This is a genomic window from Arthrobacter sp. CAN_C5, from assembly GCF_017875735.1.
Taxonomy (GTDB): domain Bacteria; phylum Actinomycetota; class Actinomycetes; order Actinomycetales; family Micrococcaceae; genus Arthrobacter_D.
In genome coordinates this window covers 1095755-1110505 of the sequence record NZ_JAGGMZ010000001.1, presented here as the reverse complement: position 1 = coordinate 1110505, position 14751 = coordinate 1095755, and the positions used below count along the sequence as shown (strand labels likewise).

Sequence of the window (14751 nt, the reverse complement as noted above, 5' to 3'; positions counted from 1 at the left end):
ACACTGGCTCCTTTGCGCTATTAGGGAACGAAATTCGGTGGATTGCCACAGCAGTTGTGGCTTGCTACAGCAGTTTCTGCGCCGCAAGGAAATCCACGATCCGGATTCCGGCGTCACCCTCGTCGCTAATAATGGTTCCCTGACTCCGTGGCGGCCTGGGATCGGCAGTCAGCACACTCGTCCAGGAACCCGCGAGCCCCACCTCGCTCGCATCGACGCCGACGTCCTGCAGCGAGAGGGTGGTCAGGGGTTTCTTTTTCGCTGCCATGATGCCCTTGAAGTTCGGGTACCGTGGCTCGTTGATCTGGTCGGTCACCGAGACCACGGCCGGCAGGGTGGCCTCAACGGTTTCCGAGTAGACGTCACCGTCCCGGCGTGCCGTCAGCGACCAGGTACTTCCGTGCTGCTCTAACTCCAGGGACGAGGCGAAGGTGACCTGCGGCAGGTCCAGGCGTTCGGCGAGCTGCGCCGGCACCAGCGAGGTTTCGCCATCGGTCGATGCCATCCCGGTGAGCACCAGGTCCACGGGTCCGAGGTGGCTGACGACGGCGGCGAGCGCCCGGGAGGTACCGGCCGCATCCGAGCCTGCAAGGGCCTCGTCGCTCAGGTGAACTCCCGCGTGGGCGCCGATCTGGAGCGCCTTCTTGACCGCGCTGGCGGCTGCGGGCGGGCCCATGGTGACAGCTGTGACCCGGTGACCGGCAGCCTCCCCGCCGTGCGCCTCGACAATCTGCAGTGCTGCTTCCAGCGCGTACTCGTCCAACTCCGAGAGGATGCTCTCCTCGCGGACGGTGGTCCGGTCTTCGCCGCCGATGTGCCGGTCGAACTGCGCGTCTGGCACATGCTTCACCAGGACCACAATGTCCAGGCCTGCCTGCGATGCGTCTTCCATTGCTGCCTTTCCTCTGACGGGGATCTCCCGTGACCTAGCTAAGCATATCGGGGCGCTCCGACACCCGGGGCCAGTCGTTGGCGATGGCTGGTTAGCCCTCGGCCTGACCCACGGTGACCTCGATGGTCTGGCTTTCACCGTTGCGCTCAAATTCGACGCTTACGGTGTCCCCCTCGGCCTGCATCCGCACTGCCGCAGTGAGGTCCCGTGGATCGGTGATCTGCCGTCCGGCCACGTTGGTGATGACATCGCCCTCCTGGAATCCGGCGTTGGCTGCGGGTGATCCCGGCTCGACTCCGGCAACCTCTGCACCCACGGAGAAGGAGGTTTCCGCACTGGAGTTCTCCGAGGCCGATGGTGAGACCGATACCCCCAGGAATCCGTGGGAAGCGCTGCCTTCCTCGATGATCTCGCGGGCTACCCGCTCCGCATAGTTGATCGGAATGGAGAAACCGACACCGATGTTTCCGGTGCTGTCCGCCGAACCCGCCGAGGCGATGGCGACGTTCACCCCGATCACGCTGCCCTGGCCGTCCACCAGTGCTCCACCGGAGTTGCCCTGGTTGATGGCCGCGTCAGTCTGGATAACGTTCAGGTAGATCGACCCCTGTGCCTGGTTCTGTGGTACCTCGGCACCTTCGGGCGGCAGGAAGTTGAAGCCGTCTCCTTCCTGCTCAGGAGCAGCATCGGCCGATTCCTCGGGCACCGCCGAGGAGGCGACACTGATGGTCCGGTTCAGGGTGGAAATGATGCCGTCAGTCACCGTTCCGCTGAGTCCCAGCGGAGCGCCGATCGCGATGGCGGTATCGCCGACATTGAGCGCATCCGAGTCCGCGAGGGTTGCTGGTTGCAGATCCGGGGCATCCACCTTGATCACTGCGAGGTCGGAAAGCGGGTCGGTCCCGACGATCTCCGCAGGGAACACCCGCCCGTCACTGGTACGGACCTCCACCGCCGCATCGCTGACCTGGCCACCAAGAGTGACCACATGCGTATTGGTGAGGATGTGTCCTTCCCCGTCGAGCACGATCCCAGAACCGGAGCCACCGGAGCCCGCGCCGCTCACGGCAATCGTGACCACACTCGGGGAAGCCTTTACCGCCGCCCCGGTGACCTCATTGACGCTTTCGGTGTCGTTGACCACGACTGACTGTGACTGGCCGGTGGTGGCGGCCGGTGTGACTGCCTGTCCGCCGAGCAGCTGATCTGCCCCCGCCACCACGCCACCGCCAAGCAGGCCGGCGATCAACACCCCGCTGACAAAGGTGGCGGTACCGAAGCGTTTCTTGTCCCGCTGCGAGGGAAGCGCCGCAGGGGGCAGCGCAGATCTATAAAAACCACCGCTGGAGTAGGAGCCATCGTCATAGGCGGCGCGGTGGTGCTGCCCGGTGTTCTCAGGATCACTGTTTTCACCGTCTGGACGAGAGGAATCCGCCCACACATGGGATGGGGGTGTCTGAGGGCGTGGTGGAATATTCCGTTCGAACCCGTGCAGGTTGTCGTCAGTCATCGGAAAGCCTTTCGTCTCGATGCATCGAACTATGCCAAACCATTCTGGGCCTTTGGCTGATGTTCGCTGGGTGAATACTGTGAGCCAACCGGACGTTGTGGCGCTCCTGACAGATATTCTCCCCGGGTCCACCCCCCACCGCAAAGATCGGGGCTGTGGTGGTTCAGATTTCGCTAGGGGCAGATGGGGTTAGGTGGACTGCCCCACCGGTGCACCCTAGAATTCACAAAGGGCGTGTGACAGCGTGGGGGCATCTGCCATCGACCGCTGGCCCGCCGTTCACTGGGATTCCGGGGACACTCATCGAAGGGTATTGAATGCGATCGAGCACCAGGCGCCTCGCGGCAACAGTAGGCGTCACCGCTGCACTAATGCTGCCCCTGACCACGCTTCCCGGCGCGTATGCCGCGCCACCGGTCGACTTCGGCGCAGAGAACGTGATCGACGACGCCGGAGTGCTCGACGCTGCAGGTCTGGCTGAGGTGGAAGAAGCAATTGCCCAGCTCGAAGAGACTGAGGGCTACCGGCTCCGCGTCGTCTATGTTGACTCCTTCACTGATCCGGCCGACCCCGATGAATGGTCGCAAGAGACTGCAGAAATCAGTCAGCTGAATGACGCTGACGTTCTCCTCACGGTGGCGGTAGAGGACGGGCAGGCCCGCTTCTTTGCCAGCAACTCCAGTCCCGTGCAGTCCGGCACGGAACCCCGGTTCAATTCAGACATCCTCCCCGAACTGAGGGATGACGATTGGGCCGGTGCTGGGGTTGCCGCAGCCGGGTCCGTCTCAAGTATTCTCTCCGGCGAGTCAGGCGGCTCAGGGGACAGCGACGCCGACGAATCCAACGGCGGCGGTAGCGGTTTGGGCGCCGTGATTCTGGTCGGTGCCCTGGTGGCGCTCGCCGGTATCGGCGGCTTCTTCTTCCTGAGGTCGCGCAGCCAGAAATCTCTTACCAGCGGCCCCTCCACCACCCAGGACTTCGGTCCAGGACGCGGACCGGACGGCGAAGTCCTCGACCCGTTGGCAGCCTTCAGCGTCGAGGACCTGCGGAAGAAGGCGGGCAGTCTCCTCATTGCCGCCGATGATGCAATCAAGTCCAGCGAGCAGGAAGTCGGGTTCGCCCAGGCCCAGTACGGGGATGCTGCGGTGCAGCCCTTCGTTGACGACATCGCTGCTGCCAAGGCGCATATGAGCGAATCCTTCAAACTCCAACAGCAGCTCGACGACCATATTCCTGACACCAAGGAACAACAGCGCACCTGGCTCGGCGACATCATCCGCCGCTGCGAGTCGGTCAACAGCTCACTTCAGGAGCACAAGGCAGACTTCGACGCCCTCAGGGAGCTCGAACGCAACGCCCCCGCAGCCCTGGCTGCGGCGCAGGGCTCAGCAGAGGACGTCAGGACCCGTGTGTCAACCGCCGAGCAGACCCTGCAGCAGTTGCAGCAGAAGTACGCGGATTCGGCCACGTCCCAGGTGCGCGACAACGTCGAACAGGCCAACGAACGGTTGGAGTTCGTCGACAGCGCCGCCGCATCCGCCCAGCAGCATCTGGACACCGGTGACACCGGATCGGCGGTCATCGCCGTCCGGGCGGCAGAGGAGAGCGTCCACCAGACGACAGTCCTTCTTGAGGCGATCAGCAAGAGGGCTACCGAGCTGGATGCCGCGAAGGAGGAGTTGGACCGCTCCGTGTCCGACACCGCCCAGGATTTGGCACAGGCGCAGGCGATGCTCGCGACGGGGCAGCACCAGGAGTTGGCTGGCCCAGTGGCCTCAGCAGAAGCCGCACTGAACACTGTCCGTAACGAATCATCGGCGAACCGGGTGGACCCGGTGTCGCTCCTGCAACGCACCGAGGCTGCCCATGCACAGCTGGACGCTGCTTTGGGGGGCATCAAGAATCAGACCGAGCAGACGCAACGAGCCCGTGAGGCGCTGCAGCATGCCATCATGGCGGCCCAGTCCCGTATCTCAGGAACCTCCGACTACATCCGCGCCCGGCGGGGCGGAGTCGGCAGTGAAGCACGCACCCGGCTCGCGGAGGCGGAACGAAACCTTGACTACGCGGTCCAGATCCAGTCGGACGACCCCGTTGCCGCGCTGTCCCATGCACAACAGGCCACGGCCCTGGCAGAGCAGGCGGCTCAGATAGCCCAGCAGGACGTGGACGGCTTCGGCGGCGGCATGGGCGGCTTCGGCGGCGGCGGCATGTTCGGTGGCCGGGGCAACCAGGGCGGCGGCGGAATGGGTGGAGCCCTTCTCGGCGGCATCCTGCTCGGTGGCATCCTCAACGGCGGCGGCGGAGGCGGAGGCCTTTTCGGGGGCGGCGGCGACAGCGGCGGAGGATTCGGCGGGGGTGGCGGCGACATGTTCGGTGGCGGCGGCTTCGGAGGCTTCGGTGGCGGCGGCGGAGGCTTCGGAGGCTTCGGTGGCGGCGGCGGCGATTTCTAGCCCGCACCTCGGCTCCAAACCTCACCGCAGTGGTGAAAATTTATCCAGTACAGACGCGAATTGAAAGGCAAACCCATGGTAAAACAGTCAATCTTCGGACGTATCGCCCAGCTAGCCAAGGCAAACATCAACTCCCTCCTCGACCAGGCGGAGGACCCCCAGAAGATGCTGGACCAGATGGTCCGTGATTACACCAACAGCATTGCCGAAGCCGAGAGCGCCGTGGCCCAGACCATCGGCAACCTGCGGATGCTGCAGGAGGATTACAAGGAAGATCTGGATAATGCCCGGAACTGGGGCAACAAGGCACTTGCCGCGTCGAAGAAGGCCGACGACTACCGCAACGCCGGGGATACGGTCGACGCCGAGAAGTTCGACAACCTGGCGAAGGTTGCCATCCAGCGCCAGATGACCGCTGAGAACGAGGCACGCGGTGCCGAGCCGACCATCGGTTCGCAGGAAGAGATCGTCGAGAAGCTGAAGACCGGGCTCAACCAGATGAAGGGCAAGCTCAACGAGCTCACCAGCAAGCGGGACGAGCTGATCGCCCGCTCCCGCACCGCACAGGCCCAGCAGCAGGTGCACGATGCGGTGAAGAGCATCGACTTCATGGATCCCACGAGCGAGGTGGGACGGTTCGAAGAGAAGATCCGACGCGAGGAAGCCCGCGTCCTCGGCCAGGCTGAACTGGCCAACTCAAGCCTCGACTCACAATTCGAGAGCCTCGAAGACCTGGGTGAGCAGACCGAGGTCGAAGCACGCCTCGCCGCCCTGAAGTCCGGCGGGTCCGGCGGTCGCACTCCGTCGGCCATCGGGCAGGGCAGCGAATCCGAGGAATACCGGCCCGGCCAGTAACCCTCAGCGAACCCGGGCGAGCAGCCCCGGAGGAATCACAGCACAAAGCCGGCGTCCGGCGTTGAGCGACAGGCGCCGGCTTTTTGCTGCCCCTCTCTTGTCCCCCGCTGCGGGTAGATTGGCACCATGTCTCCACTACTTGTCTGGCTCCGCGACGACCTCCGGCTCAGCGACAACCCGGCCCTCTCCGCTGCCCTGGCTGCTGACGCCACCAACACCATTGTCTGCTTCGTGTTCGACGAGGAAAGCGAGGGGATCCGCCCCCTCGGTGGTGCCACCCGCTGGTGGCTCCACCATTCACTCGCCAAACTCGGCCAGGCCATCGAGCAGCTCGGCGGCCAGCTGGTGCTGCGCTCCGGTCCGGCCGAGAACGTCATTCGCGCCCTGGTGGCCGAAACCGGCGCCGAACATGTGCTGTGGAACCGTCGGTACGGTCAGCCCGAGCGGACCATCGATGCCGCGCTGAAAACGTGGTGTGGTGATAACGGGATCGAAGCAACCAGCTATCAAGCCAACCTCCTGTTCGAGCCCTGGCAGATCACTACCGGCTCCGGAGGACCATACAAGGTGTTCACGCCATTCTGGCGGGCCTGCAGGGATCAGCCCGAGCCACGGACACCCCTACCCGCCCCTGAGCGGCTGGAGGGCCCATCCCTGCCGTCGGAGGACCTCGCCAGCTGGGGTCTGCTCCCCACCCGGCCGGATTGGTCTGCCGGGCTGCAGGAACAGTGGAGCCCTGGTGAGGACGGAGCCGGGGAACGGCTGGATGAGTTTCTCGGTGGATCCGTCGACGGGTACGCCGGGAACAGGGATCTGCCCGGCGTCGAGGGCACCAGCAGGCTCTCACCCCATCTGCGGTTCGGCGAGATCAGTCCGTTCCAGATCTGGCACGCGTCCAGAGCCGCGACCAACCCCTCGATCGCGAAGGACATCCAGGTCTTCGGCTCCGAGGTTGGCTGGCGCGAGTTCTGTTGGCAGTTGCTCTACCACAACCCCGATCTTGCGACCGAGAATTATCGGCGGGACTTCGACGGGTTCGCGTGGCAGACGCCAACCCCCGGCGAGCTGGGTGCTTGGCAGCGCGGACGCACCGGCTACCCGCTGATCGACGCGGGGATGCGCCAGCTGTGGGACACCGGTTGGATGCATAACCGGGTGCGGATGGCCGCGGCTTCCTTCCTGATCAAAAATCTGATGGTGGACTGGCGGGTGGGCGAGCAATGGTTCTGGGACACCCTGGTCGACGCCGACCCAGCCAACAATCCAGCGAACTGGCAGTGGGTTGCGGGCTCCGGTGTCGACGCCTCCCCCTATTTCAGGATCTTCAATCCGGTCACCCAGAGCAAAAAGTTCGACCGGGACGGCACGTACCTCAAGCACTTCGTTCCGGAACTGAGGGCTGCGGGGAACGTCCACGAACCGTGGAAGGATACGGAGGCGCCCACCGGCTACCCCTCCCCCGTGGTTGACCTGGCCGAAACCAGGGAACGTGCACTTTCCGCTTACCAGGATCTCCGCGGCGGCTGATAACAAGAAATAGGTCACCCAGGCCCTGGGGCCACTGAACCCGTGGGCGGCTGCGCCAGATGAAAGCCCTGTGCGCAGCCTCCTGAGGGAGTGGACTGGGCACAAAAAAAGATCCCGGCCAGTCTGTGACTGGCCGGGATCTTTCTCTCGTTGCGGGGACAGGATTTGAACCTGTGACCTCTGGGTTATGAGCCCAGCGAGCTACCGAACTGCTCCACCCCGCGGCGTAGACTCAACGTTACGGCCCCGGGGTGGATAGTGCAAATCGGCGGGAAATGGGCGGCTATTTGCTGCCCTACTCCCCTGCTGGTGCGGCTCCTGACTGCCGCTCTTCGGCTTCAAGGGCCCGTGCCAGAGCGTCGCTCAGCCGATCCTGGGCTTCACCGTAGGCGGCGAAGTCGCCGTCTGCAAGGGCTTCCTGACCGTCCTGGATAGCAGTGTTGGCATCCTCCAGCGCCGCCCGAAGGTCCGCTGCCGGATCATCGGTTCCGCCGGTCGCTGGCTCGGAAGGTGCCTCAGTGGGCTCGCCCTCGGTGGGCTCACCCTCGACAGGTGGAGCAGCAGGATCAGCAGGCGTCTCGCCGACGTTCTCGCTGTCACCAGTCACCGCACCCGAATCTCCGCCGAAGACCTGGTCCAGGGCTTCCGCGAGGGTCGGTGCGAAACCAACCTCTTCACCGAAGCTCACCAGGACACGTCGCAGGACAGGGAAGGATGAGTCGCCGGACGACTGGACATAGACCGGCTGTACGTACGCCACGCCGCCGCCGATGGGCAGAGTAAGCAGGTTACCGCTGATCACCTCGGAAGCGCCCTGACGCAGCAGGTTCAGCTCCTGCGACACGGTGGTGTCCGAGTTGAAGAGGTTGGCTGCCTGACCGGGTCCAACCGCCGAGTCCTGGCCGGACGAATCCAACAGCCGCAACGTGCCGTAGGTGTCGGCTTTCACGCCGTCCTCGCCGGTGCCGGCGTCGCCGTCGGCGGCAAGGAAACCGTAGAGCACGTTCCGGGCCTCCTGGCCCGCAGGGACGAACGGGATGAACGGGGTGGTCAGCGAGAAGCTGGCCCCCTCCTGCTCGGGCATCTGCAGTGACAGGTAGTACGGCGGCTGGGGGACGCTGACGGCCTCCCCCTCAAGCGTTGGATCGTTCGGGACGCTCCAAGCCTCGTTGTTGCTGTAGAACGGCTCGGTCTCGGTCACGTGGTACCGGGCGAGCAGTTCACGCTGCACCTTGAAGAGATCCTCCGGGTACCTCACGTGGGCCATCAGGTCGGCCGACATGGCGCTGTAGGGCTGCATCGATGCGGGGTAGATGTTCTGCCACGCCTTCAGAATCGGATCTTCCTCGTCCCAGGCGTACAGATCCACGGACCCGTCATAGGCATCGACAGTCGCCTTGACAGCGTTGCGGATGTAGTTGACCTGCTCCGGCGGAAGCGCCGTCGCAAGGCCCTCTGCGGTCAGTGAATCCTGGGTTGCGGACTGCAGCTCCTGCTGCGTCGAGTACGGGTAGTCAGCGGTGGTTGTATAGCCATCGATGATCCACTTGACCCGGCCGTCGACAATGGCCGGGTAGCTGTTGCCGTCAAGGGTCAGGTACGGGGCAACCTTCTCGACCCGCTCCACCGGATCCCGGTCATAGAAGATCTGGGATTCGCTATTGACCTGATCGGACAGCAGGAGGTCGGTCGACTGGAATTTCAGTGCATATACCAACCGGTTGAAGATGTTACCCACGTCCGGGCCGCCGCTGCCCTGGAAGGTGCTGCGCGACTGCTGATCTGATTCTTCGCTCTGGGGGCGATCGATCTCAATGGGGTTCGCTCCCTCAGGAGCACCCACCACCGAGTACAGCGGTGACTCTTCGCCGAAGTAGATCCGGGGCTCGTAGTTGGACTCGTCGCCCAGCACCCCGGTTGACGGGATACCCGACTGGATGAAGGTGGGCCGGCCGTCGGGTTCGGTGGTCGAACCTGCCGCGGCGACAATCCCGTAACCGTGCGTGTAGAGGACGTGTTCGTTGATCCAGCCGTCAGGTACGCCTGCAGTGTTCAGTTCACGAACAGCGATCACTGTGTCCTCGACTTCGCCGTCAATCTCGTACCGGTCGACGTTGAGGGTTTCCGGGAACTGGTAGTACTGCCGGAACTGCTGGAGCTGGCTGAAGGCATCGCTGACCAGGTTCGGGTCGAGCAGCCTGATGTTCGCGGTGGTTTCGCCGTCCTCGTCGAGGGCGCCGGGCTCGGGGATGTCCGTTGGGTTGTAGGCACTGACCTCGACCTCGTCCAGCCCGTAGGCCGCACGCGTCTGGTCGATGTTGCGTTCGATGAACGGCTCTTCACGGCTGAACTCCGACGGCACCACCTGGAAGCGCTGGATGACCCACGGGTATACGCCGCCGGCCAGAATGGCGACGATGATCAGCATTGCCGTCCCGATGATCGGGAGGCGCCAGCGGCCGATGACAGCGGAGACGATGAACAGCACAGCGACGATGATCGCGGCCGCGGCGAGGATCGCCTTGGTGGGAATCACCGCGTTGACGTCGGTGTAGAGAGCTCCGTCCCAGCGTCCCCCGGTGCCGGTGAGGGTAGCGTAGCGGTCCAGCCAGTAGTTGACGCCCTGCAGCAGCAGGAACAGGGCTGCGAGGATGGCAATGTGGATGCGGGCTGCCTTCGACGTGAAAAGGCCCTTTTCCTCGAGGCGGATGCCGCCGTAGAGGTAGTGGGTCAGGATGCCGGCGATGGCGCTGATAATGACGACACTGATCAGGAAGCCGATCAGGAAGTTCAGGAACGGCAGGGTGAACACGTAGAACGCAATGTCCAGACCAAACTCCGGGTCCACCTCGCCAAACGGCACCTGGTTGAAGAACAGGAGGACGGGCTGCCACTGGGAAGCGGCAGCGGTGCCGGCGAAGGCCGCGAGCACCACGGGAATGCCGAGCATCAGCAGGCGGCGGATTGGTTCCAGCTGGGCCTGGTACCGGTTCAGGTTGTCCTGGACCGCATTGTCCGGAGCATAGATCGGCCGGGACCGGTACGCTACCCGGAGGCTGAAGTATACGCAGATTCCCATGATGAGGAATGCCGCTGCGAACAGGCCGATCCTGGACAGGTTCTCCGTGACGAAGACCTCCACAAAACCGAGCTGGCTGTACCAGAGCACATCGGCGTAAATCTGAGAGACCCAGACGAAGGCGATGACCAGCACGGCCAGCACCACCAGGGTCGGGATGAGCGGGCTGCGTCTTTTCGCGCTGCTGGAATTGGTCTGGCTCGGCCTGCTGCCGAACGGCCGGTCTTCTCCGGAAGTCACATTTACCTCATCGTTGGATCCGTTGGATCACGGAAACCGTGTTCCAACCACCCAGATCGGCAGCGCAACACAGTAGTTCCATGCATTTACATTCTGCCCTGAACACGTCTAAGCAGCCCAATTTCGTTCCGGTCCGAGCCCCTGGACCCAGGATCGAAATGAAATCGTGTCCAAACCCGCCCGGAACCTGTCCGACCCCGCCCGCAGAAAGCATCGCGGAGTCACCGATTTGCTCGATCAGCTGGCTTCGCAGGTGGGAAGGTCGGCGCCGTCGTCCCCGGCACCGAGAGTGCTGACAGCCTCCACGGCGTCGTCAAGGGTTTCGACCCGGACCACCTGCAGCCCGTCGGGCACATGGCCCACCACTTCGTCGCAGTTGGCGGCAGGGGCCAGGAATACTTCGGCCCCTGCTTCACGGGCCCCCGCCAGTTTCTGCCTGATCCCGCCGATGGGTCCCACACTGCCGGCCGAGTCGATGGTTCCCGTCCCGGCGAAGTGCTTGCCGCCCGTCAGCTCACCCTCGGTGAGCAGGTCGACGATCCCGAGGGCGAACATCGACCCTGCCGACGGTCCCCCCACGTTGTCCAGGGCGATGGTGATGTCGAACGGGAAGGTGAAGTTGGCGACCAGCCCCACCCCGAGCTGGAAATCTCCCTCCGGTGACTCCTTGGGGATGACGGACTCGGTGAGCTCCCCGCCGTCGCGCAATAGCCCGATATCGACCGCTGAGCCGTTCGCTGCATTCAATGAATCCCTGAGCACCCCGATATTGGTCACGTCGGTCCCGTCGACAGAGGTGATGACGTCGCCCTCCTCCAGGATTCCTGCCGCTGCCGCGTCTTCGACCAGACCAGCGACGGAGAGCTCCTCTTCGAACTCGATATTCAGGTGGGCGAGGGCTGCGGCGATTGCCGATTCCTGGGAGGACGTCATCGCGACGGCGTTCTGCTCCTGGATGTCTTCCTGGGTGACCTCGGGCGGGTACCTCAGTTCGCGTGGCACGACCGACTCGGTGGGGTCGAGCCACGCCCTGAAGACTTCAAAAATACCGAGCTGGGTTCCCGGCCCACCGGTCACATACACGGTGGTGAGATCAAGGTCGCCGGAGGTCGGGAAGGTTTCCCTACCGTCCACCTCAATGAGTGGCTGGGAATCGATTTCCCCGATGGTGTTGAAGGTTGGGCCGGGAGACTCCACCACGTAGGGTGCTGGCAACAGAATCGCCGCCGCACCCAGCAGGAGCGCCAGGAATCCCGACACCACCATCACCGTAAAGCGGGGGTCCCTCGTTGCCTTGCTGGGCGGTGCCGGGACGTCGACGTGGGTGGGCTGGGTCAACAGGGAACCTTCTCTTGAATTCAGGCACTGCCCTTCTTCAGACACTGCCACGACGATCAGACACGGCGCTCTTGGCTGGTGGTGCGTGATTGAACAACTTGTCTTTGCCAGACTTTGCCGGTTCACCGGACCCCACTCGTGAGCCTCTCCAGCGTACTTCGTGCACCGACCAGGGGCACCTACCGCTGGCCAGGTGTCTGCTTTGCCCTCAGCGAACGGTTCAGCGCGCCCGGGACAACGCCCGGCGGCGGCGGGTAACGTGGGCGCCAGAACAAGTTGTTCACCGGCTGCAGCTGAGCCACTTTCTGCTCTAGCCGCAGCCACATCCAACAGCAGTCAATTCCAGGACCGGTGGTAGCAGTGACCTCCAACCCGTCAGATCCGTCGAACGACGACGGCGACACTCCCAAGGACCCCCTCGCCGAAATGCTGGCGCGCCTGATGGGTGGTAACGCGCAGGGTATGGACCCGCAGGAGCTCGCCAAGGCCGCGGGGCTGCCTTCGGATCCCCAGGCGATGGCGATGATGATGCAGCAGGTGCAGGCGATGTTCGCTGCGCAGAGCGACGGTCCGGTGAACTGGCAGCTCGCCCATGAGCATGCCCGACGTGTCGCGGCCGCCGATAGTGACCCTTCGGTCACACCACAGCAGCGCCGCGACGTCGACGAGGCCCTGAAGCTCGCCGAAATGTGGCTGGATCCGGTGACAGACTTCCCGTCCACCAGCACCCTCGGCCGTGCGTGGTCGCGTGCCGAATGGGTCGAGGCGACCATGGACACCTGGAAACGGTTGACCGAACCGGTAGCTGTCAGCATCGCGAAGGCGTTGTCCGATGCAATCTCGGAGCAGCTGCCCGAGGAAATGAAAACCATGATGGGCGGGGCGTCCTCGATGCTCCAGAATCTGGGCGGTGCCATGTTCGGCATGCAGCTGGGCCAGGCGGTCGGTGGCCTGTCCAAGGACGTGGTGAGTTCCACAGACATCGGCGTGCCGCTGGCCGAGGGGCAAATGGCACTCCTCCCTGCGAATGTCAGCGCGTTCGGGGAGGGTCTGGACATTCCGGAGCAGGAAGTCAGGCTGTTCCTCGCGGTGCGCGAAGCCGCCCATACCCGTCTGTTCACCAGGGTGCCGTGGCTCTCCGGCCACCTGCTGAGCGCAATTGAAAGTTACGCCCGCGGGATCCACATCGACATGTCCAAGATCGAAGAGGTCGCACGGGACATTGACCCGTCCAACCCCGAGTCGATGCAGGCTGCCCTGTCCGAGGGTGTTTTCATGCCAGGACGCACCCCACAGCAGGACGCCGCGTTGGTCCGGTTGGAAACCGCCCTTGCCCTGGTGGAGGGGTGGGTCGACGAACTGACCGCCACCGCCACCGCCAACCTGCCATCCTCCGCTGCCCTGCGGGAAATGGTGCGGCGCCGCCGCGCCACCGGCGGGCCCGCCGAGCAGGCGTTCGCTTCGCTCGTGGGACTTGAGCTACGCCCCCGGCGGCTCCGCGACGCGGCCGCGCTGTGGGCTCACCTGACCGAAGAGCGCGGTATCGATGGCCGGGACGCAGTTTGGGACCACCCCGATCTGTTGCCGACAGCAGAGGACCTCGATGACCCCCAGGGGTTCAGTCAGCGTCGGCAGCTCGCTGAGTCCTCGGACTCCGAGGTCGATGCGGCCCTGCAGCGTTTGCTGGACGGCGGTTTTGACGAGGCCCCCGAAGCGGCTGAGGCTGACCCGACCGACGAGCCCGAGAAGAACGACAACGACGACGACAGTTCCGAAAGCGGGAAAGCCTAGTGTCTGAGCACACCACGACCCAGCCCACGACCCAGCTCGGCAGGACCGGCGTGGAGGTTAGCCGCCTCTGCCTCGGCACCATGATGTTCGGCGACTGGGGCAACAAGGACCACCAGGATTCGGTGCGGATCATCCGGCGCGCCATCGATTCGGGAATCAACTTCATTGACAGCGCCGACATCTACGCGTACGGCGAGTCGGAGGAAATTCTCGGCAAGGCGATTGCCGAGCACGGCAACCGCGAAGACCTGGTGATCGCTACCAAATTCTTCAATGGGATGAAGCAGCAACCGAACTATCGCGGCGGGTCCCGCCACTGGATCATGCGCGCGGTCGAGGACTCGCTGCGCCGGTTGGGCACCGACTACATCGACCTGTACCAAATGCACCGGCCCGATGAGCACACCGACATCGACGAAACCCTCGGTGCACTCGATGACCTCGTCCGTCAGGGCAAGGTCCGTTACATTGGCTCGTCAACGTTCCAGCCCTCGCAGGTGGTTGAAGCCCAGTGGACCGCCCGGGAGCATCGCACCTCCCGCTTTGTCACCGAGCAGCCGCCCTACTCCCTGCTGGCGCGGGGCGTTGAAGCTGATCTTCTGCCGACCACTCACCGCCACTCGATGGGGACGCTGGTGTGGAGCCCGCTCGCTGGTGGCTGGTTGAGCGGGAAGTACCGCAAGGGCCAGGACCTCCCAGCGACGAGGCGTGGCTCCGAAAAGGATCCCTTCGACCTGACCAACCCCGTCACCGCTGCGAAGTTCGAGGCGGCCGACGCCCTGGGCGGACTGGCTGACGATCTGGGGGTGCCCCTGACGCACCTCGCATTGGCCTTCGTCCTCCGCCATCCGGGGGTCACCAGCGCGATCATCGGGCCCCGCACTATGGAGCAGCTCGAATCGTTGCTCGACGCGGCGGCCCTGGAACTCGACGACGCGGCCCTTGACCGGATCGACGGGATTGTTCCCCCCGGTACCAACATCGACCCGGCCGATGCTGGCTTCAGCAACTACTGGCTCGACGCCGCGCGGCGTCGTCGCTGACGACTCACCCTGACAGAGCTCTG

At 64.3% G+C, this 14751-nt stretch carries 9 protein-coding genes and 1 tRNA gene; 5 read left to right on the top strand and 5 right to left on the bottom strand.

Going from position 1 to position 14751, the window contains the following annotated elements; translation table 11 throughout:
* Positions 1-64: 64 nt before the first annotated feature.
* Both H4V95_RS05310 and H4V95_RS05305 read right to left on the bottom strand, forming a co-directional pair.
* The gene (locus H4V95_RS05310) at positions 65-892 is read right to left on the bottom strand and encodes an electron transfer flavoprotein subunit beta/FixA family protein (protein ID WP_209729140.1); all 828 of its coding nucleotides are present in this window, start codon (positions 890-892) and stop codon (positions 65-67) included.
* A gap of 91 nt (positions 893-983) precedes the next feature.
* Positions 984-2402, bottom strand: coding sequence for a S1C family serine protease (locus tag H4V95_RS05305; RefSeq protein WP_209729138.1), 1419 nt, complete (start codon positions 2400-2402; stop codon positions 984-986).
* A 317-nt stretch (positions 2403-2719) separates the two neighbouring features.
* Between H4V95_RS05305 and H4V95_RS05300 the strand changes: the two genes are divergently transcribed.
* The 3 genes from H4V95_RS05300 to H4V95_RS05290 all read left to right on the top strand — a co-directional run bounded on the left by H4V95_RS05300 (position 2720) and on the right by H4V95_RS05290 (position 7237).
* The gene (locus tag H4V95_RS05300; protein WP_209729136.1) at positions 2720-4855 is read left to right on the top strand and encodes a TPM domain-containing protein; all 2136 of its coding nucleotides are present in this window, start codon (positions 2720-2722) and stop codon (positions 4853-4855) included.
* A gap of 75 nt (positions 4856-4930) precedes the next feature.
* A complete protein-coding gene (locus H4V95_RS05295) occupies positions 4931-5710 on the top strand; it encodes a PspA/IM30 family protein (RefSeq protein WP_196865654.1) in 780 nt (259 codons plus the stop codon).
* 126 nt (positions 5711-5836) lie between these two features.
* A complete protein-coding gene (locus H4V95_RS05290) occupies positions 5837-7237 on the top strand; it encodes a deoxyribodipyrimidine photo-lyase (RefSeq protein WP_209729135.1) in 1401 nt (466 codons plus the stop codon).
* A gap of 150 nt (positions 7238-7387) precedes the next feature.
* On the opposite strand, the gene H4V95_RS05285 is transcribed toward H4V95_RS05290, so the two are convergent.
* The 3 genes from H4V95_RS05285 to H4V95_RS05275 all read right to left on the bottom strand — a co-directional run bounded on the left by H4V95_RS05285 (position 7388) and on the right by H4V95_RS05275 (position 11894).
* A tRNA-Met gene (locus H4V95_RS05285) sits at positions 7388-7461 on the bottom strand.
* A 71-nt stretch (positions 7462-7532) separates the two neighbouring features.
* On the bottom strand, positions 7533-10556 hold the full coding sequence (locus H4V95_RS05280) for a UPF0182 family protein (protein WP_395939804.1): 3024 nt from the start codon (positions 10554-10556) through the stop codon (positions 7533-7535).
* 237 nt (positions 10557-10793) lie between these two features.
* Entirely contained in the window at positions 10794-11894 is a 1101-nt protein-coding gene (locus H4V95_RS05275) for a PDZ domain-containing protein (protein WP_196865652.1), read from the bottom strand.
* A 360-nt stretch (positions 11895-12254) separates the two neighbouring features.
* Between H4V95_RS05275 and H4V95_RS05270 the strand changes: the two genes are divergently transcribed.
* Entirely contained in the window at positions 12255-13685 is a 1431-nt protein-coding gene (locus H4V95_RS05270) for a zinc-dependent metalloprotease (RefSeq protein ID WP_209729133.1), read from the top strand.
* On the top strand, positions 13685-14728 hold the full coding sequence (locus H4V95_RS05265; RefSeq protein ID WP_209729131.1) for an aldo/keto reductase: 1044 nt from the start codon (positions 13685-13687) through the stop codon (positions 14726-14728). The genes H4V95_RS05270 and H4V95_RS05265 overlap by 1 nt, the downstream gene beginning before the upstream one ends.
* The last annotated feature ends 23 nt before the right edge of the window (positions 14729-14751 follow it).